Here is a 26,062-nt window from a genome sequence, read left to right on the forward strand (position 1 = left end):
CATGCTCAGTCCGGGAGTGCAGCTCGGTAACCGCTACCGTCTCGACGAGCGCATCGCCAGCGGTGGCATGGGCGACGTCTGGCGCGGCCTGGACCAGGTGCTCGGCCGTACGGTCGCGGTGAAGAGCCTGCTGCCGGCGCTGCTGGACGAGCCCGGTTTCGCCGAGCGGTTCCGCGGCGAGGCACGCACCATGGCGACGATCAACCACCCGGGTGTGGTCGACGTCTACGACTTCGGCAACGACCAGCAGATCGCCTTCCTGGTGATGGAGTACGTGGAGGGCGACCCGCTCTCGGCCACGCTGAGCCGGGTCGGTCGACTCACCCCGGCCCGGACGATGGCGTTGGTGGCCCAGGCCGCCGACGCGCTGCACGCGGCCCACCTCAAGGGGATCGTGCACCGGGACGTGAAGCCCGGCAACCTGCTGGTCCGGCCGAACGGCACGCTGGTGCTGACCGACTTCGGCATCGCCCGCTCGGAACTCGTCGGCCAGCTCACCGCCGCCGGTTCGGTGCTCGGCACCGCCTCGTACATCTCGCCCGAGCAGGCCACCGGCCAGGTCGCCACCCCCGCCTCGGACGTGTACGCCCTCGGCGTGGTGGCGTACCAGTGTCTCGCCGGGCGTCGGCCCTTCGAGGGCGACAACCCGCTCGACATCGCCATGCGGCACGTGCGGGAGACCCCGCGACAGTTGCCGTCCGACATCCCGCCGCAGGTCTGCGCCCTGGTGGAGCGGGCCATGGCGAAGGACCCCAAGGACCGCTGGCAGAGCGCCGCCGCGCTGGCCGGGGTGGCCCGGCAGCTCAAGACGGCGCTGTCCCAGCAGGCGCGCGCGGGTGGGCAGAACGCCAACCCGATCTCGGCCGCCCCCGCGTCACCGGCTCCCGGACGCGCCCAGGTGCCGACACCGCAACCGCCGCGCCCGTCGGCGGCACCGCACTCGACACCGCCCGGTCGCCCACCGGCCGTGAACCACCGGCCGCCGATGGCGGCCCGTCCCCCGGCGGCGCAACCACTGCGCCCCACGACCGTCGCCCCGGCCGTGCCGGCGATGCCGGTCGGCCGACCGATGCCCCCGCCCAACAACTACCCGCGTGCCGCCGCCGCGCCGCCCGGCTACCAGCCACGGCCAGCACCACCACAGCAGGTGCCCGGACGGTCGCGTTCCGGAGTCCTGTTTCTGGCAGTGATGCTGGGCGTACTGGTCCTGCTCTGTTCCGGCGTGGTTTCCTACCGGGTGCGGATGAACCAGAGCGCCGACCTGCCGGTCGGGGTCTCCGTGCAAACGGTGTCGTCCGTCGTGCCAGGGCTCGACGGGCGAGACGATCCGGCCGGTACCGCGTACCGTCGACTGGATCAGCCCCGCGTGGGCAGCCACGAGACGACGACGAGTGAAGGACGACGGACGCGATGACAGCGCAGGCCCGCCTGCTCGGTGGCAGGTACCAGGTCGGCGAGCTGCTCGGATATGGCGGCATGGCCGAGGTGCATCGCGGTCGCGACCTGCGGCTCGGCCGAGATGTCGCGATCAAGATGCTCCGGACCGACCTGGCCCGGGACGCCACATTCCAGATGCGTTTCCGGCGGGAGGCGCAGAACGCGGCCTCGCTCAACCACCCGGCCATCGTCGCGGTCTACGACACGGGTGAGGAACAGGCGCCGACCGGCGAGACCCTTCCGTTCATCGTGATGGAGTTCGTCAACGGGCGCACCCTCAAGGAGGTGCTCGGTGCCGAGGGCCGGTTGCAGCCCCGGCGGGCGCTGGAGATCTCCGCCGACATCTGCGCCGCGCTGGAGTTCAGCCACCGGCACGGCATCATCCACCGCGACATCAAGCCCGGCAACGTGATGCTCACCCAGACCGGCCAGGTCAAGGTGATGGACTTCGGTATCGCCCGGGCTCTGGCCAGCGGTGCCACCACGATGACGCAGACCAGCGCGGTCATCGGCACCGCCCAGTACCTCTCCCCGGAGCAGGCGCGCGGTGAGGCCGTCGACGCCCGTTCCGACGTGTACGCCGCCGGCTGCGTCCTCTTCGAGTTGGTCTGCGGCCACCCGCCGTTCGTCGGCGACAGCCCGGTCAGCGTCGCGTACCAGCACGTGCGGGAGACCCCGCCGACGCCGAGTGACCTGAACCCGGACGTCACCCCGGCGGTCGACGCGATCGTGCTCAAGGCGCTCTCCAAGAACCCGCTCAACCGCTACCAGAGCGCCGGTGAGATGCGTGCCGACATGCTCCGGGCGGCGGCTGGGCGCCCGGTCATGGCGACGCCCGTGATGCGCGAGGACGAGACCGTCGCGATGGCGCCGTCCCCGGGCTACTCGTCCGGTGCGGCGGGTGCCACCCAGACGCGGCAGATCCCCGCCCGGGTCGGCGACCCGCGCCAGCGTCGCGCCTCGTCCTGGCTGATCGCCATGTTCGCCGCGCTCGGCGTACTCGCGGTGATCGCACTGGTCGCCGCGCTGCTGCTGAACCAGCGCGATCCCGAGGACACTCCGGTGCCGACCCTGACCGGGCTCAGCCAGGAGGACGCGCGCGCCCAGGCCGAGCAGAGTGGCCTCACCCTGGAGGTGGGCAACCCCGTCTTCGACTCGGACTGCCGGAAGGACACCGTGGTCAACCAGACCCCGGCTGCCGGTGAACGGGTGGAGCCGAACAGCACGGTGACCGTGGAGATCTGCGGCGGCAAGCCCGAAGTGACCATTCCGTCCGTGGTCGGTGGCACCCGGCAGTTCGCCGAGAACGAGCTGGAGAAGCTCAAACTCGAAGTCGAGGTCAAGCAGGAGAACAACGCCGCGCCCGAGGGCCAGGTGTTGAAGATCGAGCCGGCTGAGGGCGAGAAGGTGGCAGAGGGGACCAAGGTCACCCTCACCGTCTCGCGGGGCAACGTCGTGCCGGTGCCGAACGTCGAGGGGCTCACCGAGCAGGCGGCCAAGCAGGCGCTGGAGAACGCCGGCTTCAAGGTCGACGTCGACCAGGGCCGTGAGGTGCCCGCCGACCAGGCCGGTCGGGTGCTCGACCAGAGTCCCAACGCCAACTCCCAGCGCACCAAGGGCAGCACGGTGAAGATCGTCGTGTCGGTGCCCGAGGTGGAGGACCCGGATCCGCCGACGCCGACGCCGCCGACCGGGAGCCCGTCCACCCCGCCGCCGGACGAGGACGACGACGGTGGCGGCAGCGGTGGCAGTGGCGGCGGCCAGGTGATGCCGACTCCGGGCTTCCCGCCGTTCCGCTTCCCCGGAGAGTGACCGACGCGGCCCCCGCCGCCACCCCCGTGCGGTGGCGACGCCGCCCGGTCCGGCGGGGCCGGGCGGTCGGTGACCGCTTCGCCGTGTCGGGCGGGCCGGTGACGGACCGGCGTCAGGTGGTGGCGAACGCGGCGCGGCGGCGGGTGTCGACCTCGGCCGCCAACGCGGGCGCCCGCTCCAGCGCCTCCTGGTAGCCGCAGCCAGCCAGCCAGTTCGCCAACATCAGGTGCCCGCCTTCGGTGAGCACCGACTCCGGGTGGAACTGCACGCCCTCGATCGGCAGCGTGCGGTGCCGCATCGCCATCACCACGCCGGACTCCGTCCGGCCGGTGACCTCCAGCTCCGCCGGCAGCGTCTCGGGCAGGACGGCGAGGGAGTGGTAGCGGGTCGCCGTGAACGGGTCGGGCAGACCGGCGAGTACGCCGACCGAGTCGTGGCGTACCTCGGAGGTCTTGCCGTGCAGCAGCTCGGGGGCGCGGGCGACGGTGGCGCCGTACGCCTCGCCGATCGCCTGGTGACCGAGGCAGACGCCGAAGATCGGGATCTCGCCCGCGTACCGGCGGATCACGTCGAGGCAGATGCCGGCCCGGTCGGGACTGCCCGGTCCCGGTGAGAGCAGGATGCCGTCGGCACCGACCCGTCCCACCTCCGCCACGTCGATCTCGTCGTTGCGCCGCACCTCGCACTCGACGCCGAGCTGGCCGAGGTACTGCACCAGGTTGAAGACGAACGAGTCGTAGTTGTCGATCACCAGGACGCGCATCGGCCTCACTCGTCTTCGTCTGGCGGCGGGGTGTTGTTCCGGTCGGTGTCGTACGGCAGGTCGTGCTCGTCACCGGGCGGGGCGTCGGAGGGATCCTCACCGGGCACCACGTCACCGCCGGGTGCCCCGGGACCGTCGTCCTGCTGGGTCACCTGGACGTCCTCTCCGGTGAACGGGAGGTGCGGCCCGGCCCAGGGGAAGACCACGTACCAGAGCAGCGCTACCGCGGTGGTGGCGAGCAGCAGGCTGCCGACGAGTTTGCCGGGTACCCCGAAGGGCAGCTTTCGCCAGATCCAGGCGTACATCGTCAGGCTCCCAGCTCCGCCGGGCGCCCCTCGGCCTTCGGCTGCGTACGGGTCAACTCGGCGTGGACGATCAGCCGCTCGTAGTTGTCGAACTTGGGGTTGCAGGTGGTCAGCGTCAGCATCCGCTTGGACGGCCGGACCCCGGGCCGCCCCGGCACGGGTGCGACCACCTCCACCTGGGACGGCTTCACGATGTGGTTCTCGGTGACCTGGTAGACGTACCAGTCGTCGCGGCCCTCGACCACGATCGCGTCACCGTTGCGCAGCTCGTCCAGCCGCCAAAAGGTGGCCCGGTTGCGGTGTCCGGCCACGGAGAAGTTGCCGACCTGTCCGGGCTGGGCGCTGTCCGGGTAGTGGCCCGGCGCGTACCGGATGTCCTCCTGGCGGACGCCCTCGACGACGATCCACTCCTTGTCGAACTTCGGGATGTAGAGCCCGGCGATCGGCTTGCCGTTGACCGGCGGTTTCGGGGACGCCGACGGCGAGGCGCTGGCCGAGGGGGAGACCGTGGGGTCGCCCTTGGGGCCCCACGCCTCGGCGAGCTGCTGGCTCAGCTCGCCCTGGTGCGCGTCGACGATCGCCGACTTGCCCCAGATCTCGTAGCCGGCGAAGAGGAGCACCACCAGGCCGAACGTGATCAGCAGCTCGCCGCTGAACCGCAGGCCGGTGCGGATCCGGGACCAGGCGGACGGCCGGGTCAGCTCGGAGTAGACGCTCTTGTAGCCCTCGCCGGTCTGGTGCGGCCGGAGTTGCACCACCCGGTCGCCCCGGCGCGGCTTGGGAGGCTCGGTGCCCGGGTCGGCACCGTCGGCCGGGTCGTCGGTCTCGGGCGGCCGGGGCACGGCCCCCATCAGGGCGGTGGAGTCCATCGCGGGCGGAGTGCTCGGTCGGGTGCCGGTGACCGCCGGGATGAGGGCGGTGGCGCCCGGGTCGGCCGACCGGCCGTCGTCCGGTCGGGAGCCGGCGGCGGCCCCGCCGGTCGGCGACAACGCCGGGGTGTTGCCGGTCGGTGCCGGGGCACCCCGCGTCGGCGACGCGGACGGGTTGCCCGTGAGGGAGGGCGTGGTCGACGAGGCCGGGGGCGTGCCGCCGTTCGGGGCGGCGGCCGAGCGGGCCTGACCGCCGATCGCCGGCATCAGTGCGGTCGGTCCCTCACCGGACCAGCTCTGGCCGGTGGGCTGCCCCGAGGGCGGCCCGTCGCGGCCGTCCCGGCTCTCCGGCCGCCACGCTGCGGGCGGCTGCGGGCCGGTGGGCTGTGACGTCGGGTGCGGTGCCGTCGGCTGCTGCGGGCCCGTGGGCTGCTGGCGGACGGGCCCCGACGGCGGGACCTGCTCGGGCTGCCCGCCGTGCCGCGCCTGCGCCGGGTCGAGACCGTGCCGGGCGTACGACGACTGCTCCGCGCCGGAGAACGAGGTCGACGGCTGGCCGGGCTGCGGCGTGGCCGGTCGTACCGGGCCGGCGTTCGACCGGGCCGGGCCGGCCCCGGAGGGTGCGGATCCGTTCTCCGAGGGAGCCAGGCTGGGCACGTCCGGGCGCAGTGACCCGGGCCCGTGCGGCGGTGATCCGGTGTCCGGCCGGGCTGGTCCGGTCGCCGGTCGTCCGGGCGGCGAGAGGGGCGGCGGCTGTCCACCGGACCAGGTCGAGGAGGCATCCGGGCCGCTGCCGCTGGCCTGTCCCGGACCGCCGGGGGCGGTGCGGTCGGGCGGGGTGGGCGCGGCGGGGCGGCGGGCCTCGAAGGCCCCGCGCCACGGGGTCGGCTCGACGGGGATGTCCGGCTCGCCGGAGGGCAGGGGTACGCCGTTCCACTGCCCGGCACCACCCGGGCCCTGCCGTCGACCGGGCCCGCCGACCGGCGGCAGGCTCGGCGACGGACCCCACTGCCCCGGCGTCCGTTCCTGGCTCACCATCCGGTCCTGGCCTGACGTCCGGTCCTCGCTGGGCGAGGGACCCCACTGACCGGGTGTCCGGTCCTGCCCCGGCGCGGTGTCCCAGCGGCCCGGTGCCCCGGAGCCACCCGGGCCGGCCGTGTCGCCGAAGCGTGGGTCCGGTCCGCTGCCCGGCGGGGCGGAGGTGTCCCACCGGCCGGGCGTGGTGTTCCAGCGACCGGCCGGGCCGGTGGGCTCGCCGGGTCGGGTGTCGTGGGTATCGGACGGCCGGGTACCGGGCGGGACCGGCGGGCGACGCTCGGACCCGCCCGACGCACGGCCCTCGGGCGCGGCGGCGCGACGGCTGTCGGGCCGGGCCTGGTGGCGGTTGTCCGGCATGCCCGGTTGGCGGTTGTCCGGCGTGGCGGTGCGGCGGTTGTCCGGCGTGGCCGGGGGGCGGCCGTCGGCCACGCCGGGGTCGGGTCGCTCGACCTTCGGCAGAAAGGCGGTGGGCTCCTCGGCCTGGTCGCGGTGCCGGCCGTCGGGGTGCGGGCTCACAGCGTGCTCACCGCGGCACCGTGGCCGATCGCAGGGTGGTGGAGTCCTCGAACGCGGGCACGGTGACGGTGCCGGAAAGCTCCTGGTAGCCGAGCTGGTAGTTGTCGACCGCGTCCCTGAACCACCGGACTCCCTCGGAAGCGGCGAGGGCCTGCCGCAGTGCGGCGGGGTCGCCAATTGCTACGATCTTGAACGGAGGGGAGTACACCCGGCCGTGCAGCAGCAGGGTGTTACCCACGCAGCGTACCGCGCTGGTCGCCAGGACGCGGACGTTCATGATTGACATCGCCTCGGCGCCACCGGCCCACAGCGCGTTCACCACCGCCTGGACGTCACCCTGGTGCACGACCAGATCGTCGTTGGTGGCCCCTTCGGGCAGGTTGTTGAGTCGGGGCGCGTCGTCGAGCACGACGGTCATCCCCGGGCCGGTCAACTCGGTGAAACCGGCGTTGGCGAGGCTGGCGGCGCCGCGTTCCTGCTGCTCCCGGATCGGTGTGTCCGAGCCGGCGAGGTCGGCCGTACGGCTCTCGACCTCCTTGCGCAGCGTCGCGGCGCGTTCCTCGTTCGCCGCCACCTGGGCGCGGCGGTCCTCGATCAGCTCGGTGAGCTGGGGGCGTCGGTCCTCGCGCAGGTTCGTGCCGCCAGCGGTGGTGGCGGTGGTGGTGAAGAGCAGGCCGGCCGCGGCGGCGATCAGGGGTACCCCGATCGACCAGCCCGGACGGCGCTGACGCGGCCGACGGGGCAGCAACCCGGCGACGAGTCGTCGCAGCGCCTTCTGCCACGACGCTGCGCCGGACGTGTACTCCACGGCCGTTCCCCCCTTGTCCTCCGGCTCCGGCACCCGACAGGTGCGGCGGAGCGACGGTCGCCCGCCCGTCCGATTCGCCGATGCCGGACATCGGTCTGGCCTCATTCGTGGATTGGACGGGCCTTCCGGACTACGCTAGCTGTCGAACATTATTGGCCATGGACCGTCGCCCTCGCGCCCGGTTGTCAGGCCGGACGAGGTCGTAACCCCTCTGGAGAGCGTCGTGCCCAAGTCTCAGGTCCGCAAGAAGAAGGTGTACACCCCGCCCACGGACGTACGCCCGACGACGACATCGGCGTCCCGTAAGCCGAGCCCGGTCTGGCTGCCCGCCACGGCCGTGTCGTTGATCGCCTTCGGCATCGCCTGGCTGGTGGTCTACTACCTGTCCGAGCAGGAGTACCCGGTCATGGAGCTGGGGTACTGGAACCTCGCGGTCGGCTTCGGCGCGATGGTCGCCTCGCTGATCCTGCTCTCCCGCTGGCGCTGATCCCCTGCTCAACGGCCACGTGCCCGGGCCCCGGCCGAGCGGATTCGGCGGTGGCCTCCTAAGGTGTGCGCAGGGCGGCGTGGCCCAGGTGCGAGAAGTCTCACGTTACTGCTGAGTAACCTTGCGCGTAAGCTGCATCGCATGACCGAGTGGACCGAGGTCATCGACCGATCCGGGTCGAGGTGCGGCACCCTGGCGTGACCAATCGCACCCCGACCCCGGTCGCCGAGCCGCTCGACAGGCAGCAGACCGGGAGGCCAACTCGATGGGCAGCGTCCAGATCGTCACCACGATCCTCGCGGCGGCGATCACCGCCGTGGCGGTGTGGCTCGCGGTGCGTGCGGTCTCGAAGATGTTCGCCGTGATCCGGCTGGGCCAGCCCGACCCGTCCCGCTCCGGTGACCACGCCGCGCGTACGAAGACCATGCTCGCGGAGACGGCCGGGCACACCCGGATGCTCCGCTGGAGCGTGGTCGGCGCCGCGCACTGGTTCGTGATGGTCGGCTTTCTCGTGCTGTCGCTGCTGGTGCTCGAGGCGTACTTCGAGGTGGTGTCGCCGACCGCCGGCCTGCCGCTGATCGGTGGCTGGACGCTCTACGGGCTGGTCACCGAGTGGATCGGCATCCTCGGCGTGGTCGGCATCGTGGTGCTGATCGCGATCCGGGTGGCCAACCGGCCGAGTCAGGCCGGACGCCGGTCCCGGTTCACCGGCTCCACCATGTGGCAGGGCTACTTCGTCGAGGCCGTCGTCCTCGCCGTCCTCGTCATGGGCTTCCTGATCCGTGGCTTCAAGGTGGCCACCGACCACTTCGAGTACCCGACCTGGGCCACCCCGCTGAGTCACGCGGTCGGCTCGGTGTTGCCGGACTGGGAGTCCGGGGTCAGCATCGCCGCCCTGGTCAAGATCGCGATCTCGATGACCTGGCTCATCGTGATCTCGCTGAACGTGACCATGGGCGTCGCCTGGCACCGCTTCCTCGCCTTCCCGAACATCTACTTCAAACGCAAGCCGGGTGCGTCCGGCTCCGGCCTCGGGCCGCTGCGGCCGATGACGAGCGAGGGCAAGCCGCTCGACTTCGAGGAGGCCGATCCGGAGAAGGACCAGTTCGGCGTCGCGCACGTCGAGCAGTTCACCTGGAAGGGCCTGCTGGACTTCAGCACCTGCACGGAGTGCGGCCGGTGCCAGTCGCAGTGCCCGGCGTGGAACACCGGCAAGCCGCTGTCGCCGAAGCTGCTGGTGCTCAGCCTGCGTGACCACGCGTACGCCAAGGCGCCCTATCTGCTGGCCGGCGGCGGCAAGGACCTCACCGGCGAGGAGAAGGCCACCGCCGCGCAACTCGCCCACCTCGACGTGCTGGCGCTCGCCGAGGCGGAGAAGCCGCTGATCGGCGACGCCGAGGCGGGCGGCGTGATCGACCCGGACGTGCTCTGGTCGTGCACCACCTGCGGGGCCTGCGTCGAGCAGTGCCCGGTGGACATCGAGCACGTCGACCACATCGTCGACATGCGCCGCTACCAGGTGCTGATCGAGTCGAACTTCCCCTCCGAGGCCGGCGTGATGCTGCGCAACCTGGAGAACAAGGGCAACCCCTGGGGCGCGCCGCAGAACACCCGGGAGGACTGGACCAAGGGTCTCGATTTCGAGGTGCCCCGGGTCGGCGAGGTCGAGGACTTCGAGTACCTCTTCTGGGTCGGCTGCGCGGGCGCGTTCGAGGACCGGGCGAAGAAGACCACTCGGGCGGTCGCCACGCTGCTGAACGAGGCCGGTGTCTCGTTCGCCATCCTCGGTGAGGGCGAGACGTGCTCGGGCGACCCGGCCCGCCGGATCGGCAACGAGTTCGTCTTCCAGATGCTCGCCCAGCAGAACGTGGAGACGCTCAACGAGGCGTTCGAGGGCCGCGAGAAGGCAAAGCGGAAGATCGTCGCGACCTGTCCGCACTGCTTCAACACCCTGGGCAACGAGTACGGCCAGCTCGGCGGCGAGTTCGAGGTGGTGCACCACACCCAGTTGCTGGCGCACCTGGTCGCCACCGGCAAGCTGACCCCGGTGCAGCCGGTCGACGGCGGCGTCACCTACCACGACCCGTGCTACCTGGGCCGGCACAACCGGGTCTTCGCCCCGCCGCGCGAGGTGCTGGGCAGCGCCGTCGGTGCCGACAACAGCGTGGTCGAGATGCCGCGCAACAGCGAGCGCTCCTTCTGCTGTGGCGCCGGTGGCGCGCGCATGTGGATGGAGGAGCGGATCGGTAAGCGGATCAATGTGGATCGGGTCGAGGAGGCCATGTCCACCGGCGCGAAGACCGTCGCGGTCGGCTGTCCGTTCTGCTCGACGATGCTGAGTGACGGAGTCAACGGCAAGGGGGCGGGCGACCAGGTCGAGGTGGTCGACGTGGCCAGCGTGCTGCTGCGTTCGATCAAGCCCGAGCCGACCCGGGGCGCCGAGGAGGGCGAGCCGGTCGCCGGGTGACCAGCGAGAACGTCGGGGCGTGGTCGGCATCTGTACGGATGCCGACACGTCCTGATTTTTATATTGGCGGAGATGACTGTAACGAATTGGTCGACACCCTTTGTGTGCGGTCCGTCGCACAAAGGTGAATGAGCCGTTGGTCGCCTTGATTCCACCGCGCGCCTTCCCTAATGTGAGGCACCGACCGCCGTGGGTCGTCTGTCTCGCCCCCTACCGCTAGCGGGACGCCCGGTGGTCGGTCGCAAAGGAGTCGGTGCCGGTGGCAACCATGCCCCTCCATCGTCATGCGCCGGGACGCCCCACCCCCGCGCGCGGGCTGCGCAAGGCCGCTCGCCGCCTGGTCGTCCTGGTCGCCGCCGCCGCGGTCGGTGCCGGTCTGGTCGCCGCGCCCGCGTCCGCCGCGCCGTCGGTGGACGAGATCGAGCGCCAGATCGACAAGCAGTGGCAGCAGCTCGAACCCACTATCGAGCAGTTCAACAAGGTGCGCTCGGAGCTGCGGACCAACCGCGAGAAGGCCGACAAGCTGCAAAAGAAGATCGAGCCGCTGGCGCTGGAGACGGAGCTGGCGATGAACCGGGTCGCCGGTCTGGCCTCCCGGTACTACATCACCGGCCCCTCGCAGGAGATCGGCGCGGTGCTGCTCAACGCGAAGCCGGACAAGCTCGGTGAGCAGATGGCCCTCCTCGACCGGCTGGCCTGGGAGGAGCGCCGTCAGCTCGAGGGCGTCATGAAGATCCGGAAGAAGTACGACGACCAGAAGGCCGTACTCGACGCGCTGATCGTCGACCAGGAGGCCAAGCAGAAGCAGCTCGCGGCGAAGAAGAAGCAGATCGACGCCGAGATCAAGCGGCTGGAACGGTCCCTTCCGGTGACCACCGTCAAGACCACCAACTGCCCGACCATCAACGGTGTGGTCAGCGACGCGGCCCGGACGGCGATCCGGACCGCCTGCGCGCAGGTCGGCAAGCCGTACGTCTGGGGTGCCACCGGGCCGAACTCGTTCGACTGCTCGGGTCTCACCCAGTACGCGTACAAGGCGGCGGGTATCTACCTGACCCACTTCACGGGTGCCCAGTGGCGCGAGGGCAAGGCCATCTCCCGGGCTGACGCCCGCCCCGGTGACCTCGTGTTCTTCCGCAGCGACGTGAGCCACGTCGGGATCTATCTGGGGAACAACACGATGGTGCACGCGGCGCGTGCCGGTGTGCCGGTGAACGTCTCGCCGATCACGACGATGCCGGTCGCCGGCTTCCGTCGACCCGGCTGACGCCTGAGCGCGTACGCAGGAACGACGAAAGGCCCTCGGTCAAGCGACCGGGGGCCTTTCGTCGTTGTCGGATTAATGCACCGAGAGTGACGGTGTGGGTGTGTTGCGTATCGACGCCGATCGTCCCTACGCTGGTCAATCGTCGGCCCGCTGGCAGGACCGCCCACCCGGGGCGGTGACGGTCCGACACCGCCGAGTCGCTGTCCGAGCGAGCCGGGGACCCAGGTTCCCGGGGTGAGTCCGCGATCGTCGCGGTAGGGCGTCCCCTTCCCGCCCGAACCCGTCAGCTAACCCGGTAGGCGGTCTGGGAAGAAGGAGTACGCAGCCCGGTGGCACACCATGCCCCGCGGCCACCGTCGTACCGGCCGGCGAAGGCCGGCCCGACGACGGCTGCGCCGCGATTCCGCTGGTACCGCTGCACCACCGCACTCGCCGCACTCGCCGCGACCGCCGTTCTGCTGACCGGCGGCGCGACGGCGGCCCACGCCGACCCCACGGTCGACGACATCGAGCGCCAGATCGACGAGGACTGGAACCGGCTCGAAGCCGTCATCGAACGGCACAACGCGACCCGGCAGGACCTGGCCGGCACCCGCCGGGAGGCAGACGCGCTGACCGCCCGCATCGCCCCGCTCCAACAGCAGGTGGACGAGGCGACGAAGCGGGTCGGCGCGCTGGCCGCGCGCGCGTACCGGGGCGAGCCGGTCCGCGCCGTGAACACGCTGCTGGGCAGCCGGTCGCCGGGCGAGGTCGTCGCCCAGCTCGGCCTGCTCGACCGGTACGCCCGCTTCCAGCAGGAGGACGTACGCCAGGCGCGTGAGCTGCGGGACGAACTCGCCGCCACCCGAGCCGGACTGGACCGCACCATCGCCGAGCTGACCCGCACCGAGGCCGACCTGGCCGCGAAGCGGCGGCAGATCGACGCCGAGATCGAGCGGTTGCAGCGGTTGCGGCTGCGGGCGTACGACGACGGGGGCGGTGGTCCGCTGCGGCCGGCGCCCTGTCCGGCCACCTACCCGGGTGGCCCGGCCGGTGAGGCGGTCACCTTCGCCTGCGCCCAGATCGGCAAGCCGTACTCGTGGGGCGCCGAGGGGCCGCACGCGTACGACTGCTCGGGGTTGATGTTGGCCGCGTGGGCGCGGGCCGGGGTGGCGCTGCCGCACAACGCGGCGCGGCAGCGGCAGGTCACCGCCTCGGTCGGTCGCGGCGACCTGCGCCCAGGTGATCTGGTCTTCTACTACCGCGACCTGCACCACGTCGGCATGTACGTCGGCGGCGGGTGGGTGGTGCACGCCTCCCGGGCGGGCAAGCCGATCGCGATGAAGCGGATGGACAGCAGCCCGATCCACAGCTTCGGCCGACCCGGCTGAGTAGCCGGATGATCGCGGGCCCGCTCCACGGCGGCGCGGGCCCGCCGGTCGTCAGCGGGTCGTCAGCGGGTCGGCCAGGTACGCCAGTTCTGCCAGGCGCGGCTCGGCGTCGGGCCGCGCTGCCCCTGGTAGCGCGAGCCGTAGACGAGCGAGCCGTACGGGTGCTCGGCGGGCGAGGAGAGCCGGAAGATGCAGAGCTGGCCGATCTTCATGCCGGGCCAGAGCGTGATCGGCAGGTTGGCCACGTTGGACAGCTCCAGCGTCACGTGCCCGGAGAAGCCGGGGTCGATGAAACCGGCGGTGGAGTGCGTCAGCAGGCCGAGGCGGCCGAGGCTGGACTTGCCTTCGAGCCGGCCGGCGAGCTGGTCGCCGAGCGAGATCACCTCAAGCGTGGAGGCGAGCACGAACTCACCGGGGTGCAACACGAACGGCTCGCCGTCGGGCACCTCCACCGGCGAGGTGAGATCGTCCTGCTGGGTCGCCGGGTCGATGTGTGTGTACAGGTGGTTGTTGAACACCCGGAACAGCTTGTCCAGGCGGACGTCGATGCTGGACGGCTGCACCAGGGTGGGCTCGAAGGGCTCCAGTGCCAGGGTGCCGGCCTTGATCTCGGAGACCAGGTCACGGTCGGAGAGCAGCATCGCCACACCTTAGCGGCCGGTATGCGTGACCTGCGTGTCGGACTACCTGCTTAGAACGTATGTTCGATAGGATGGCGGCATGGCTTCCTGGTCCGAATTCACCGCTGACGAGCCTCGACTCGCCGACGGGATCCGCCTTCTCATGCAGCAGTACGGCCCGGGCTTCGGCTACCTGGCCACGGTCCGCGCCGACGGCGGGCCCCGGGTGCACCCGGTCTCCCCGCTGATCACCGACGACGGTCTGTTCTGTTTCGTGATCGACTCGCCGAAGCGGCGCGACCTGGAACGCGACGGGCGGTATGCGTTGCACTCGTTCCCGGCGGAGGAGAGCGACGACGAGGCGTACGTCGCCGGTCGGGCCCGACCCGTCACCGACGACGCCACGGTGGCCCGGCTGGCGCTGGCGGCCCGCGCAGCCCCGCACGTCGACTGGCGCCTGTTCGAGTTCACCGTCGACGTGGCGATGCTCACCCGGCACCAGCACGCCGCCACCGCCGGGCTGGTCGGACGACCGGCGGTACAGGTCTGGCTCGACCCGGCCGGTGCCACCCCGCAGGCGGCCCGGCCCGCGCCCCACCCGACCCGTGCGGCCCGACATGTCCGCGCCGCCTGAGCACTCCGGTGCCGGCCCCGCCTGACGACGGGACCGGCACCGGAGGTACGCGCCGACGACTCCCGCGCTACGCGCGGTAGGTGTTCCAGGCGTTGATCATCCGGGTCGCCTGGCCCGGGGTGAACTGGTACATGCAGGTGTCGTACGTGTAGTCCATGAAGTTGGTGATCGGGTCCAGCCCCGCGGTGGAGCAGGTGTCCCGACCGGTCGGGCACTGGTAGGCCGGCGACGCCTCCGCCGGAGTGTCGGAGACCTGGTCGCCGCTGCCCGAGCAGCCGCCCTGGAACGTGTGGTACAGGTTCAGCCAGTGGCCGACCTCGTGGGTGCCGGTGTCACCCTGGTTGTAGTTGGTGGCGGTGCCACCCGGCAGCGACTCGCTGAGCACGACCACGCCGTCCATCACGTTCAGCGTGGTCTGCGGGAAGGTCGCCCAGCCGAGCAGGCCCCCGCTCAGCTCACCGAGATAGATGTTGAGCGTGCCCTTGGTGCCCTGGCGGAGCTGGGTCTTCATCTGCCGCTCGGCGGTGGAGCCCTGCCTGATCGGATACCACGACGTGTTGGTGACCCGGTTGATGCTCTGCAACTGGAAGGCGAAGGCGGTGGCGGCACCGCCCGTCGCACCCGCGAACGACTGGTTCAGCACGGTGATCTGCGACTGGATCATCGAGTCGGGGATGTTCCCGCCGGCCCGGGTGGTGTCCTTGCGGATCACGTGCACCACCACCGGGATGGTGACCGAGGCCGCCGCGGCCTGGGCGCTGAGCGTACGCTGACCGACCCGCTTGGCCCGCTCCTGCAACAGGTCGGCGAACTCCGACTCCCGCTGGTGCAGTTGCGTCATGGTCAACTCGTTCGGGTCGTGCTTGACGACCGCGTCGCCCCGGACTCGGGCCGCAGTGCCCGTCGGGTCCTCACACACCTCGTCGGCGGAGACGGCGGTAGCCGTCGGGGCGGCGGCCGTGGTGGCCGCCGGCAGCAGACCGACCGTGGCCACGCCGAGCGCCACCGCCAGCGACGTCGATGCGATGCCGGCGATCCGCCGGTTCAGCAGGACGGGACGGAGTCCCATAAGCCCACCTCTTTCTGGCGACGCGACCGGGGGTTGTGTCGCGTCGTGCGGGAAACGTGGGCCAGACGTTACAACGCATCGACAGATTTGAGAATGGCTATGTGTTGCCGGCATGCAACTTCTTGCGCAGCGTGCGGAGGCGGGCCGGGCGGGGTGGTCGGCGGGGGTGGCTGGGTGCACCGGGGCGGTGGCTCAGGTACAGTGGTGCCGCTTGCGGGTGTAGTTCAATGGCAGAACATCAGCTTCCCAAGCTGACAGTGCGGGTTCGATTCCCGTCACCCGCTCCACGCACGAAAGCCCTGGTCAGGACGTGAGTCCCACCAGGGCTTTCGCGTTGCCAGGAGAGCTGAAACCGGCCGTGGGCCGTCAGTTCGCCTCGGTCGCTGGTCTGCCACCTTCGGGCCTGCCTCGGCGTGCGCTGCTTGCTGGGCGTGCCTCGGGCCGCCGTCACCGCCTTGTCGATCGTCGGCGATGCCTTGATCGGCCTCCCTTGCCGGCGGGTAAGATCAAGCTACCTACTTCACCATGCGCATCGGCTGGCCACTCAAGATGCCGTAGCCGAGAACGATCAAGGACGTAAGGCCGATCGCGGCGAAAGCTACGCCAATCGCCCGTTCCAGCAGGATGAAGCGCGCAAGACGCTGCTCGTGCGGGACGCCTGAGAGCCAGCGCCACGGTGGAACTCGCCGTAGCCCGCTCGTGGTGGACATCGACCGCCGCACGTGCCACTCCGTCACGTCGCGAAAGTTGGTGGCCAGGGCAACGCCGACGAGGCCGATAGCCAGGCTCGTGGCGACTCCCGCCAGGACACGCCATGTCTCCATCTGGCCTCCTCCCAGCATTACCGGATCTCAGGTGGCTTGCGCCCTAGGGCCTGGCTCCGGTGGGCGGTTGTTGCACATGCCGTAGCGGCATGTGGTGAGGTCAGGGCACTACAGCACGAAAGGCTCTGACTGCGATGTATCCCTCTCTCACGCCTCCCCGGCAGGTCAAGATCGGTGATGCCGCTGCGTTCGCCGGGATCACCCCACGCGCCATCCGCCACTACCACGAGATCGGTCTGCTGCCGGAACCCGAGCGCGGCGGGGACGGCCGCCGCCGCTACGGCTATGACGACATGACCCGCCTGCTGTGGATCCGCAAGATGGCTGATGCCGGTATCAGCCTGGACGACATGCGGGCCGCCTTCGGTGAAGCCCGGGACGACGCCGGAGACGATGCCCTGGACCACGCCCCGGATATCGAGTCGGTCCTGAGCAGGCTGGAGGAGACCTTGGCGGCGCAGGAGGCCATCATCAAGCGTCGGCGCGCGGCTGTCCAGCGTCTGCAGGCGCTGGGCAGCCCGCAGGGGCTGCTCTCCGAACTGGTCACGGACCGGCTCAGCCACCTGCCCCCGGGCGCGTTGCGCCCCTCCGATCTGGACGCCCTGCTCATCACAGAACGGATCTTCGGGCCGCTGGGCGCCGCCATCCAGGCCGGCACGTTCATCGTGCTGGCCACCCACCCCGACCTGCGGGCCGAGGAGGACCGTCTGGAGGCGGCCGAGGCCGCCCTCGACGACGGCGTCGAACCCGACGACCCGCTCGTCGAAGAGCTTGCCGTACAGCGATGCGCTCACCTGATGGCCCTGAATCAGGCCATCGAGGCAGCCGGTCTCGACGCGGCCGAGGAGAAGATCTTCGAGAGCTACGACGCCGACCTGAGAGGGGCGGAGCACACAGAGATGAGTGCCGCCACAGCGATCACCAAGATGCCTTATGACTTCTCTCCTGCCCGGATGCGCTGCGCGGAACTCGCCGGACGGCTCTTCGGCGAGGCCCTTGCCGACGCCTACTCCGCGGACAGATGACAGTGCGGGTTCGATTCCCGTCACCCGCTCCACCGCGAAGGCACTGGTCAGGACGTAAGTCCCCGCCAAGGCTCTGATGTTGCCAGCGCCCATGAGATCGCCAGGGTGGCTGGCCGCCGTCGGGCTCCTGCCGATCGGCTGCCGCGCCGGCTACGCCGGGGCATCGACGTTGCAGAAGGCGGCTACCACTGGTGGGGCGAGTTCCGCTTGTGGGACAACGAGATCCTTGTGGGCTGGTACGCCGCGAACGGTGGCTCTGTCCGGTCCAAGGGAACGACGTACTTCGTGCTTCATCCGCACGGACAGGAGATGACTGGCCGTTGGGCCGGGCTGAGCTACGACGGCGAGATCGCCACCGGCTGGGGCGGAATGGCGCACAGTGAGCAGGAAGCCCGCGCCCATCATCACCGGGCCGGACCCCGAGTGGCTGGCAGCCTTCACCCGCCGCCTGATGGACGACCGTCTGGCCGCCTGCGGACACCACCTCGTTCCGCGATTCGCTCGATCTATCGGTGGCACGGCACGGTCCACGACGAACAGGAGGCCCGGGGGCGCTGCACACCCGGGCGAGCCTGGTCGACCGCATCACCGCCCGTGCGGGCGTGGGGCATCCGTACGAGGTGCCCTGCGTCATCGCCGTGACCGTGAATGAGGGGAATCCCGCCTACCTCCGATGGGTGCTGGACGAGACCGAACCAGCGTGAGCATTTCATCTCGGTGAGGGTTGCCGCTCCGAGCTGTTGATCTCAAGTCGGGTTGAGGTTCTAGCCTCGGTCTGACCGATTTCCGGCATGAAGGAGGGCGGCATGCCCGTCGTCTACCGAGTGGACAAGTTCGACGTCCCGGAATCCGCGCGCGCGGAGTTCTGGCGACACGTACGGCGAACCCACGCGATCCTGCGGGATCAACCGGGATTCCTCGACGATGCCCTGCTGGAACAGCACTCCGGCCCGGGTCGCTTCAACGCCGTCACCATCGTGCGGTGGTCTTCCCCGGACGATCTGCCCTCAGCCCGTGTTGCCGTACAGGCGGCGCACCGCGCGGAGGGGTTCGAGCCGGCTGCCTTCTTCACGGCGGCCGGCATCGAAGCGGACCTGGCGAACTATGTGGAGACCGAGGCCTGATGCGCCACGCCGGGCCGGGGCAGCAGTGACGATCATGGGAGGTGGTGGACTTCTACGCTGCCGTCCTTGACCTAGGGCGAGATCTGGCGGCGGTGTCACCGGGACGAGGTGGTGGCCGCTCCCGGTTCTTGTCGGGTGGTGGTTTTACGGTGGGGGGATGGTCGAGATTCTGCTGTTCCACCATGCTCAGGGGCAGACGCCGGGGTTCCTGGCGCTGGCCGACCGGTGGCGGGCCGCCGGACACACCGTGCACACCCCTGACCTGTACGACGGTGCCACCTTCGGCACTGTCGACGAGGGGGTCGCGCACGCCGAGTCGATCGGGTTCGGGGAGATCATCCGGCGCGGGACGGCGGCTGCCGAGGCGCTGCCCGAGCGGCTCGTCTACGCGGGCTGCTCGCTCGGCAACCTGCCGGCGCAGTCGCTCACCCAGACCCGGCCGGGTGCCCTGGGCGCGCTGCTGCTCTACGGGGCGGTGCCGCCGGAGGAGTTCGGCCCGTGGCCGACCGGTACGCCGGTGCAGATGCACGCGATGGCCGACGACGAGTGGGCCGAGGTGCCGGCGATGCGGGCGATGGCGGACGAGATCGACGGCGCCGAGCTGTACGTCTACCCCGGTGCCGGGCACCTCTTCGCGGATGCGGGCGGCGTCGACTACGACGAGTCGGCCGCCGAGTTGCTGATCGGTCGCACGCTGGAGTTTCTCGACCGGCTGGGCTGATCCGCTGGTCGGTCGCCGTACTCTGGTGATCATGAGATTCGGCATCGTGATCCTGCCCGACCAGCGGTGGTCGGTGGCCCGGCACCGGTGGCAGCAGGCCGAGGAGTGGGGCTTCGACCACGCCTGGACGTACGACCATCTGGGTTGGCGGGATCTGGTGGACGGCCCGTGGTTCGACTCGATGGGTACGCTCACCGCCGCCGCGACGGTGACCTCGCGGATCCGGCTCGGCACGCTCGTCGCGTCCCCGAACTTCCGGCATCCGGCGGCCTTCGCCCGGCAGGTGACCTCGCTCGACGACGTGTCCGACGGGCGAATGCTGCTCGGGCTCGGTGCGGGTGGCATCGGCTTCGACTCGGCGGTGCTCGGCGGTGAGACGCTGCCGCCGCGACAGCGCGTGGAGCGGTACGCCGAGTTCACCGAGCTGCTCGATACGATCCTGCTCAAGGACGGTACGACCTGGCAGGGCGACTGGTTCACGGCGGTGGACGCGCGGAACAACCCCGGCTGTGTGCAGGAGCCCCGGGTGCCGTTCGTGATGGCCGCCAACGGTCCCCGCTCGATGCGGCTGGTCAGCCGGTTCGGTCAGGGCTGGGTGACCACCGGCCCGGACGCCGACGACCTGGGCGAGTGGTGGGACGGGGTCGCCGGGCTGGCGGCGCGGATGGACGCGCGGCTCGCCGCCGACGGCCGGGACCCGGCAAGCCTGGACCGCTACCTGTCGCTGGACTCCGGACCGGTCTTCTCGCTGAGCAGTGCACAGTTCTTCGCCGACCAGGTGGGCCGCGCGGCGGAGCTGGGCTTCACCGACGTGATCACGCACTGGCCCCGGGAGAGTAGTTGGTACGCGGGCGACGAGGCGGTGCTCGTCGACGTGGCGACCCGGCTGCTCCCCGAGCTGCGCGGCTGAGGCCGTCCTACGTCCCGTACGCGCCCTCGTCGCCTCGGCTGACCAGCCGGAAGCGGATGCAGACGATCTCGGTGTCGTCGGTGACCGGGGTGCCGAGCCGGTCCCAGTAGGCGGCGTGCCCGGCCCGCCACTCCTCGACCGAGCGGTCGCCCTCTCCCTCAGAGCGGGCGAAGTCCCAGCTCACCTCGGCGAAGCGGGTCACCTCCACGCCGGTCACCTGGACCACGGCCACCAGGGCGTCCTGGTCGTCGACCACGACCAGTCGTTCGCCGACGTGCTCCAGGTCCTCGCGCTCCTCGGCGTACTCGGTGAGCAGGCCGGCGGTGGCGGTCTTCACCCCGGCCAGGACCAGGGTGTTGAGCCTTGCGCGAAGCTCGCCCGGAGTGCCGAGGGCGAGGGTGCGTAGTCCGCCGACGCGTGGCCACATGACGCGAGATTACCGGTGGGGGCGAGGGTTCCGGTGGGATCTCGACGGGTGGAGAGTCCACGTGGGAGCGGTACGGTCGATGCCCGACGAAAGAGGAGATGTCGATGGCGGACCGACGCGCGGTGCTCATTCCCGGACGCGGCTACGACACCCGGTATCCGCTCTTCCTCTATCTGGGTGAGGCGCTGCGTCGGCTCGGTTTCGGGCTGCACGGGATCGCCTGGCAGGTGCCGGAGGACTTCGACCCGAACACCATCGGCCGGTGGGTCTGCGACGAGGTCGCCCCGACCCTGACCGAGCGCACCGACCTGCTGGTCGGCAAGTCGCTCGGCTCGCTGGCCGCGCCACTCGCGGTCGAGCGGCGGCTGCCCGCCGTCTGGCTCACGCCGCTGCTGCACCGGGGCGAGGTGGTCGACGCGCTGCGCCGGGCCACCGCCCCGTTCCTGTTGGTGGGGGGTACGGCCGACTCGTCCTGGGACGGTGGGATCGCCCGCCGGTTGACCCCGCACGTGCTGGAGATCACCGCCGCCGACCATGCGCTGATGGTGCCGGGGCCGTTGGCCCGGTCCGCCGAGGTGCTCGGCAAGGTCTGCACGGTGGTGGAGGACTTCGTCCGCTGACCCGCGGCGGCGCGGCGGGGTTCGGTTGTTAGCAGGGGACCCCTGCTATGCACGAGGCGTTAATAAGGTGCCCTTCCTTTCACAAGTCGGCGCTCGTGAGCAGGCCGCTTATGCGGAGTTCGGCGCTCAGCGCCGGTGCGCAGTCGATCACGACGGCGGAGGTGCCGAGTGCCTCGGCACCCCGGGCGGCGCAGATGTCGTAGAGGGCGCGCACCTGGGCGGCCGTCGCCACCCAGTCGTCGACCACCAGCACCCGGTCGCCGGGGCCCAGGTGTCGGTCGCGTACGGCCAGGTCGACCCGTCGGCCACGGAAGTCGGGCGGGCTCTGCGCCCAGGTCAGCGATCCGGGAGGCAGTCGGCCGTCGCCCGGCTTGTGCGCCGCTACGAACCCGACGCCGAGCGCAGTGGCGGCGAGCGGGCCGAGCAGGAAGCCGGTGACGGCCGGACTGACGACCACGGTGGGCCGGGCGGCCCGGAACGGCGCGACGAGCGCGGGACCGAGAGCGGCGAGTACGTCGGGGTCGCGCCACCAGCCGGAGACGTCGCTGACCAGGTGGCTCGCCCCGGGACCGGGGTCGATCCAGTGGATCAGTTCGACCAGGCGGGCGCGCAGCTCAGCGGACATCCCCTCATCCTGCGGCACCCCGCGCCGCCAGAGGCGGCGGCCGGCCCATCGCGGGCGAGCTAACAAGCTGCACGGGGCCGACGGCAGCCCACGGCTGCGGGGGCCGGCTGGCCCACCTCGGATCGGATGATCGGCTTCACGTATCGCCGCAATTACGGTCATACCATCATGATCACGTTGACGTCGGATGTGCTTCTCTCGTTATGGTCCGACCCGATTTGATCTGCCAAGGAAAGGACCGGGCCGGTGACTGGTAGGCACTCCCGTACCCGCAGGATCACCTCGCCGGCCGGGCTGACGGCCACTGGGGTGCTGGCCGTCGCCCTCGCCGTCGGCGGGACGGTCGGTGCGATGCGCCTGTCCGACGACTCGGACCCGGCCCGCCCGACCGCGATCGACCTCCCGACCATCCCGGATGCCACCGATCCGGCGACCGGCTCGCCGAGCGCGTCACCGAGTGCCAGCCCGAGCCCGAGCGCCAGCACCAGCGCCTCGCCGAGCGCCACGGCGAGCCCGACGCCGGTCCGGACCACGCAGGCGCCGTCGCGGAGCAAGTCGCGGACGGCCAGCCCGACCCCGAAGCCGACGGCCTCGAAGACGACCGCCCGCCCGGTGGTGGACACCGGCTCGTGCGGCGCATCGTTCTACTGGCAGGGCCAGGTCACCGCCAACGGCGAGGCGTTCAACCCGGAGGGGATGACCGCCGCGCACAAGACCCTGCCGTTCGACACCCGGGTACGCGTGACGAACCCCGCCAACGGCAAGTCGGTCACCGTACGCATCAACGACCGGGGACCGTTCATCGAGGGGCGCTGCCTGGACCTCTCCCGTGGCGCGTTCGGTGAGATCGCCTCGCACGACCTCGGTCACATCCAGGTGCGCTACGAGGTGTTGGGCTGAGCCCGACCGGGCGGCGATCGGTGCGCGGGATGATCCTCGCGGCCAGATCATTCTCGTCCGACGGGTCAGGTTCATTTTTTCGTTCACGTCCATCGGGCATGCTGTCGGGTGTACGTACGCAACTCCTCCAGCCGGGCCGTGGCCGGCTGAGTCCCGGATCCCGCGCCGGCCTCGGCGCGGCCCTTGTCCTGCTCGCGCTCGTCTCCGCCGTGGAACTGGCCGACGGCCGGGCGGCGAACTACATCGCGCTGATGGTGGCCGCTCCGTTCCTGGCCGCCGCGCTGGCGTCCTGGCGGATCGTGCTCGGTGTCGGTGCCGCCGCCTCGGTGCTCGGTGCCTCGTTCGCGTTGGCCGAGGAGAACGTCTCGCTCTCCACCGCCGTCGCGGTGGCGGGCATCGCGCTGGGCACCGGGATCGCGGCGGCGGTGGCGGCGGTACGTCAACGACAGGCCGAGCAGATCGCCGAGCTGTCCAAGCTCGCCGCAGTCGCCCAGCAGGCGGTGCTGCGTCCGCTCGGTCCCCGGGTGGGCACGCTGTCGGTGGCCGGACGGTACATCTCGTCCACCGCCAAGGCGGAGATCGGCGGCGACCTCTACGAGGCGATCGACACCCCGTACGGCGTACGCATGATCATCGGCGACGTACGCGGCAAGGGTCTGGAGGCGGTCCGGCTGGCCAGCATCGTGCTGGGCTCCTACCGGCACGTGGCGTACGAGCGGTCCGACCTGCGCGGGGTGGTCGCGGACCTGGATCGGGCGGTGGCCCGCAGCGTGGGCGACGAGGATTTCGTCACCGCCGCGCTGGTGGAGGAGCGGGGCGGCACCCTCACCATCGTCAACTGCGGACATCCGGCGCCGCTGCTGCTGCGTCGGGGCGCGGTGATCCCGCTCGAACCGCCCGCACCGGCTCCGCCGCTGGGTTTCATGCCGGTGGTCCGGCCCCGCGTGGAGCGGCTGGAGCCGGGTGACCGCCTGCTGCTGTTCACCGACGGGCTCGGCGAGGCCCGTCGGGACGGCGAGTTCTTCCCCACCGCCGACCGGGCCTGGCGGCTGCTCGGGCACGGCACGGTGGGCGACGGTCTGGCCTCGCTGGAGACCGCCCTGGTGGAGTGGGTGCACGGCCGGCTGGACGACGACATCGCCCTGGTCCTGATGGAGTACACCGGCTCGCCCGGCGGGGCGACTGCGGCGGTGCCGAGCTGGGAGGTCGGGGCGGCCGAGAGCTGACCCCGGGACGGTCGGCGTGGTCGGGACCGACCCCGGTCGGCGGCTGGCCGGTACCTGAACGGCAAGTGTGTAATCCCTGTCACTTCGGTGGGTGGCTTGTCGCTGCCTACCCGTGAGTAATAGAGTCTGGGGTTACTGATCGGTAACACCTGTCCGGAAGCGGGGCCAGCGACATGACCCACTACAAGAGCAACCTTCGGGACCTCGAGTTCAACCTGTTCGAGGTGTTCGGGGCGGACCGGTCGTTCGGCCAGGAGCCGTACTCCGAGCTCGACGTCGACACGGCGCGGAGCTTCCTCGCCGAGATGGACCGCCTGGCCCGCGAAGACCTCGCCGCCAGCTACACCGACGGTGACCGCAACCCGCCGGTCTTCGACCCGGCCAGCCACACCGCGCCGCTGCCGGAGTCGTTCAAGAAGTCGTACCAGGCGTTCATGGACTCCGAGTTCTGGCGGCTGGACCTCCCCCCGGAGTTGGGCGGCACCAACGCCCCCCGGGCGCTGTGGTGGGCGCTCGCCGAGCTGGTGCTCGGCTCGAACGCCCCGGTCTGGATGTACGCCTCCGGCCCGTCCTTCGCGCATGTGCTGCACGTCGAGGGCACCGAGCAGCAGAAGAAGTGGGCGAAGCTCTTCATCGACCGGCAGTGGGGCTCCACCATGGTGCTCACCGAGCCGGACGCCGGTTCGGACGTGGGCGCCGGTCGCGCGCGGGCCATCCCCCAGCCGGACGGTTCGTGGCACATCGAGGGCGTCAAGCGCTTCATCACCTCCGGCGAGCACGACCTGAGCGACAACATCGTCCACTACGTGCTGGCCCGTCCGGTCGGCGTGGAGGGCGTCGGTGGCCCCGGCACCAAGGGCCTGTCGCTGTTCGTGGTGCCGAACTACTTCTTCGACGAGGACAGCGGCGAGCTGGGCGAGCGCAACGGCGTCTTCGCCACGAACGTCGAGCACAAGATGGGCCTGAAGGTCTCCAACACCTGCGAGCTGACCTTCGGCGAGCACGGCGTACCGGCCAAGGGCTGGCTGCTGGGTGAGAAGCACGACGGCATCCGGCAGATGTTCATGATCATCGAGTACGCCCGGATGCTGGTCGGCACCAAGGCGATCGCCACCCTCTCCACCGGCTACCTGAACGCCCTGGAGTACGCCAAGAACCGGGTGCAGGGCGCCGACCTGGTCCAGCAGACCGACAAGAGCGCTCCCCGCGTCACCATCACCCACCACCCGGACGTCCGCCGGTCGCTGCTGCTGCAGAAGTCGTACGCCGAGGGTCTGCGCGCCCTGGTGCTCTACACCGCGTCCTGGCAGGACAAGATCGCCCTCGCCGAGGCGGCCGGTGACGAGAAGGCCACCAAGCTGGCGAAGCGGGTCAACGATCTGCTGCTGCCGTTGGTCAAGGGCGTCGGCTCGGAGCGGGCGTACGAGATGCTCGGGCACGAGTCGTTGCAGACCTTCGGGGGTTCCGGCTTCCTCCAGGACTACCCCCTGGAGCAGTACGTCCGGGACGCCAAGATCGACACGTTGTACGAGGGCACCACCGCCATCCAGAGCCTCGACCTGATCTTCCGGAAGATCGTCCGGGACAACGGCAAGGCGCTGATGGCGGTCGCCGGGGAGATCCAGGAGTTCATCACCACCGAGGCCGGCAACGGTCAGCTCAAGGACGAGCGGCAGGCGCTCGGTAAGGCCCTCGCCGAGATCCAGAACATGCTCGGCGTGATGACCGGCTGGCTGGGCGAGGTGCAGGGCGGCGACACCCGGTCCCTCTACAAGGTGGGGCTGAGCAGCCGCCGGTTCCTGCTGGCGCTCGGCGACGTGGTGGTCGGCTGGCTGCTGCAGAAGCAGGCGGACGTGGCGCTGAAGGCGCTGGCCGGCGAGGTCTCCGCGACCGACAAGGCGTTCTACACCGGCAAGGTGGCCGCCGCCCGGTTCTTCGCCCGTGAGGTGCTGCCCCGCGTCGGCGCCGACCGGCGCATCGTCGAGGGCACCGACCTGGACATCATGGACATCCCGGAGGAGGCGTTCTGATCCGGGTCGACATCGTGCGGTGACGCGAAGCCGCAGCAACGGGACAGCCGGTGGGGCGCATGCCCACCGGCTGTCCCCGTTCGTGGCGCGCGTCCTTCCCGTGGCGCGCGTCCTTTCTGCGGTGCGTCGCGGGCCGAGACCTTCACGGTGTCAGGTTCAGGTGTCCCG

25 protein-coding genes, 1 tRNA gene and 1 riboswitch are annotated in these 26,062 nt (G+C 70.9%); of the genes, 17 read left to right on the plus strand and 9 right to left on the minus strand.

The genetic code is table 11. From position 1 onward, the window contains the following. The first annotated feature begins 1 nt into the window (after window position 1). Entirely contained in the window at window positions 2-1,414 is a 1,413-nt protein-coding gene (locus tag ACIBMZ_RS21680; protein ID WP_396696478.1) for a protein kinase, read from the plus strand. Next, a complete protein-coding gene (pknB, locus tag ACIBMZ_RS21685) occupies window positions 1,411-3,249 on the plus strand; it encodes a Stk1 family PASTA domain-containing Ser/Thr kinase (RefSeq protein ID WP_396696480.1) in 1,839 nt (612 codons plus the stop codon). The genes ACIBMZ_RS21680 and pknB overlap by 4 nt, the downstream gene beginning before the upstream one ends. Before the next feature lie 112 nt (window positions 3,250-3,361). On the opposite strand, the gene ACIBMZ_RS21690 is transcribed toward pknB, so the two are convergent. Genes ACIBMZ_RS21690 through ACIBMZ_RS21705 form a run of 4 tightly spaced genes read right to left on the minus strand, consistent with a single transcriptional unit; the run spans window position 3,362 to window position 7,548 of the window. After that, complete coding sequence (locus ACIBMZ_RS21690) at window positions 3,362-4,012, minus strand: aminodeoxychorismate/anthranilate synthase component II (protein ID WP_396696482.1); 651 nt, start codon at window positions 4,010-4,012, stop codon at window positions 3,362-3,364. A gap of 5 nt (window positions 4,013-4,017) precedes the next feature. Continuing rightward, window positions 4,018-4,317, minus strand: coding sequence for a hypothetical protein (locus tag ACIBMZ_RS21695; RefSeq protein ID WP_396696484.1), 300 nt, complete (start codon window positions 4,315-4,317; stop codon window positions 4,018-4,020). A gap of 2 nt (window positions 4,318-4,319) precedes the next feature. Next, window positions 4,320-6,740: a class E sortase gene (locus ACIBMZ_RS21700; protein ID WP_396696486.1), complete on the minus strand. Its 2,421-nt coding sequence runs from the start codon at window positions 6,738-6,740 to the stop codon at window positions 4,320-4,322. 7 nt (window positions 6,741-6,747) lie between these two features. After that, window positions 6,748-7,548, minus strand: coding sequence for a DUF881 domain-containing protein (locus ACIBMZ_RS21705; RefSeq protein ID WP_396696488.1), 801 nt, complete (start codon window positions 7,546-7,548; stop codon window positions 6,748-6,750). Window positions 7,549-7,771: 223 nt separating this feature from the next. Between ACIBMZ_RS21705 and ACIBMZ_RS21710 the strand changes: the two genes are divergently transcribed. The 4 genes from ACIBMZ_RS21710 to ACIBMZ_RS21725 all read left to right on the plus strand — a co-directional run bounded on the left by ACIBMZ_RS21710 (window position 7,772) and on the right by ACIBMZ_RS21725 (window position 13,139). Beyond that, window positions 7,772-8,035 (plus strand): cell division protein CrgA, encoded by a 264-nt coding sequence (locus ACIBMZ_RS21710; protein ID WP_350697905.1) that lies wholly within the window; start codon window positions 7,772-7,774, stop codon window positions 8,033-8,035. Window positions 8,036-8,300: 265 nt separating this feature from the next. Next, entirely contained in the window at window positions 8,301-10,502 is a 2,202-nt protein-coding gene (locus ACIBMZ_RS21715) for a (Fe-S)-binding protein (protein ID WP_396696490.1), read from the plus strand. Window positions 10,503-10,755: 253 nt separating this feature from the next. Next, window positions 10,756-11,769 carry an NlpC/P60 family protein gene (locus tag ACIBMZ_RS21720; RefSeq protein WP_396696492.1) on the plus strand — a complete coding sequence of 338 codons (1,014 nt, stop codon included), beginning with the start codon at window positions 10,756-10,758 and terminating at the stop codon, window positions 11,767-11,769. A gap of 180 nt (window positions 11,770-11,949) precedes the next feature. Then, window positions 11,950-12,086, plus strand: a riboswitch (cyclic di-AMP (ydaO/yuaA leader). Window positions 12,087-12,098: 12 nt separating this feature from the next. Further along, a complete protein-coding gene (locus ACIBMZ_RS21725; protein ID WP_396696494.1) occupies window positions 12,099-13,139 on the plus strand; it encodes an NlpC/P60 family protein in 1,041 nt (346 codons plus the stop codon). 62 nt (window positions 13,140-13,201) lie between these two features. Here ACIBMZ_RS21725 and dcd read toward each other — a convergent pair whose 3' ends face one another. Then, window positions 13,202-13,780: a dCTP deaminase gene (dcd, locus tag ACIBMZ_RS21730; protein ID WP_396696496.1), complete on the minus strand. Its 579-nt coding sequence runs from the start codon at window positions 13,778-13,780 to the stop codon at window positions 13,202-13,204. A gap of 79 nt (window positions 13,781-13,859) precedes the next feature. Between dcd and ACIBMZ_RS21735 the strand changes: the two genes are divergently transcribed. After that, window positions 13,860-14,393: a pyridoxamine 5'-phosphate oxidase family protein gene (locus ACIBMZ_RS21735; RefSeq protein WP_396696498.1), complete on the plus strand. Its 534-nt coding sequence runs from the start codon at window positions 13,860-13,862 to the stop codon at window positions 14,391-14,393. Between the two features lie 67 nt (window positions 14,394-14,460). Here ACIBMZ_RS21735 and ACIBMZ_RS21740 read toward each other — a convergent pair whose 3' ends face one another. Then, a complete protein-coding gene (locus ACIBMZ_RS21740) occupies window positions 14,461-15,462 on the minus strand; it encodes a zinc metalloprotease (RefSeq protein WP_396696500.1) in 1,002 nt (333 codons plus the stop codon). A 213-nt stretch (window positions 15,463-15,675) separates the two neighbouring features. Here ACIBMZ_RS21740 and ACIBMZ_RS21745 point away from each other — a divergent pair. Further along, window positions 15,676-15,749, plus strand: a tRNA-Gly gene (locus tag ACIBMZ_RS21745). 228 nt (window positions 15,750-15,977) lie between these two features. Here ACIBMZ_RS21745 and ACIBMZ_RS21750 read toward each other — a convergent pair. After that, a complete protein-coding gene (locus tag ACIBMZ_RS21750; RefSeq protein ID WP_396696502.1) occupies window positions 15,978-16,286 on the minus strand; it encodes a hypothetical protein in 309 nt (102 codons plus the stop codon). Between the two features lie 134 nt (window positions 16,287-16,420). On the opposite strand from ACIBMZ_RS21750, the gene ACIBMZ_RS21755 reads away from it, so the two are divergent. The 5 genes from ACIBMZ_RS21755 (at window position 16,421) to ACIBMZ_RS21775 (ending at window position 20,066) form a co-directional block, all read left to right on the plus strand. Then, window positions 16,421-17,311 (plus strand): MerR family transcriptional regulator, encoded by an 891-nt coding sequence (locus ACIBMZ_RS21755; RefSeq protein WP_396696504.1) that lies wholly within the window; start codon window positions 16,421-16,423, stop codon window positions 17,309-17,311. Window positions 17,312-17,913: 602 nt separating this feature from the next. Next, window positions 17,914-18,015: a divalent cation tolerance protein CutA gene (cutA, locus tag ACIBMZ_RS21760; protein ID WP_396696650.1), complete on the plus strand. Its 102-nt coding sequence runs from the start codon at window positions 17,914-17,916 to the stop codon at window positions 18,013-18,015. A 102-nt stretch (window positions 18,016-18,117) separates the two neighbouring features. Next, window positions 18,118-18,435: an antibiotic biosynthesis monooxygenase family protein gene (locus ACIBMZ_RS21765; protein WP_396696506.1), complete on the plus strand. Its 318-nt coding sequence runs from the start codon at window positions 18,118-18,120 to the stop codon at window positions 18,433-18,435. Window positions 18,436-18,592: 157 nt separating this feature from the next. Continuing rightward, complete coding sequence (locus ACIBMZ_RS21770; protein ID WP_396696508.1) at window positions 18,593-19,156, plus strand: dienelactone hydrolase family protein; 564 nt, start codon at window positions 18,593-18,595, stop codon at window positions 19,154-19,156. A 25-nt stretch (window positions 19,157-19,181) separates the two neighbouring features. Beyond that, entirely contained in the window at window positions 19,182-20,066 is an 885-nt protein-coding gene (locus ACIBMZ_RS21775; protein ID WP_396696510.1) for an LLM class flavin-dependent oxidoreductase, read from the plus strand. Between the two features lie 7 nt (window positions 20,067-20,073). Here the strand turns inward: ACIBMZ_RS21775 and ACIBMZ_RS21780 are convergent, their stop codons facing one another. After that, the gene (locus tag ACIBMZ_RS21780) at window positions 20,074-20,493 is read right to left on the minus strand and encodes an ASCH domain-containing protein (RefSeq protein WP_396696512.1); all 420 of its coding nucleotides are present in this window, start codon (window positions 20,491-20,493) and stop codon (window positions 20,074-20,076) included. Window positions 20,494-20,597: 104 nt separating this feature from the next. Here ACIBMZ_RS21780 and ACIBMZ_RS21785 point away from each other — a divergent pair, with 104 nt between their 5' ends. Further along, window positions 20,598-21,113 carry an alpha/beta hydrolase gene (locus tag ACIBMZ_RS21785; RefSeq protein ID WP_396696514.1) on the plus strand — a complete coding sequence of 172 codons (516 nt, stop codon included), beginning with the start codon at window positions 20,598-20,600 and terminating at the stop codon, window positions 21,111-21,113. A gap of 79 nt (window positions 21,114-21,192) precedes the next feature. On the opposite strand, the gene ACIBMZ_RS21790 is transcribed toward ACIBMZ_RS21785, so the two are convergent. Further along, the gene (locus ACIBMZ_RS21790; RefSeq protein ID WP_396696516.1) at window positions 21,193-21,738 is read right to left on the minus strand and encodes a phosphoribosyltransferase; all 546 of its coding nucleotides are present in this window, start codon (window positions 21,736-21,738) and stop codon (window positions 21,193-21,195) included. Between the two features lie 246 nt (window positions 21,739-21,984). Between ACIBMZ_RS21790 and ACIBMZ_RS21795 the strand changes: the two genes are divergently transcribed. The 3 genes from ACIBMZ_RS21795 (at window position 21,985) to ACIBMZ_RS21805 (ending at window position 25,894) form a co-directional block, all read left to right on the plus strand. Beyond that, window positions 21,985-22,638, plus strand: coding sequence for a septal ring lytic transglycosylase RlpA family protein (locus ACIBMZ_RS21795; protein WP_396696518.1), 654 nt, complete (start codon window positions 21,985-21,987; stop codon window positions 22,636-22,638). Between the two features lie 98 nt (window positions 22,639-22,736). Then, complete coding sequence (locus tag ACIBMZ_RS21800; protein ID WP_396696520.1) at window positions 22,737-23,864, plus strand: PP2C family protein-serine/threonine phosphatase; 1,128 nt, start codon at window positions 22,737-22,739, stop codon at window positions 23,862-23,864. A 173-nt stretch (window positions 23,865-24,037) separates the two neighbouring features. Further along, window positions 24,038-25,894, plus strand: a complete 1,857-nt coding sequence (locus ACIBMZ_RS21805) for an acyl-CoA dehydrogenase (RefSeq protein ID WP_396696521.1) — start codon at window positions 24,038-24,040, stop codon at window positions 25,892-25,894. Window positions 25,895-26,062 lie beyond the last annotated feature (168 nt).

This window comes from Micromonospora sp. NPDC049900 (assembly GCF_044461025.1).
Taxonomy (GTDB): Bacteria; Actinomycetota; Actinomycetes; order Mycobacteriales; family Micromonosporaceae; genus Micromonospora.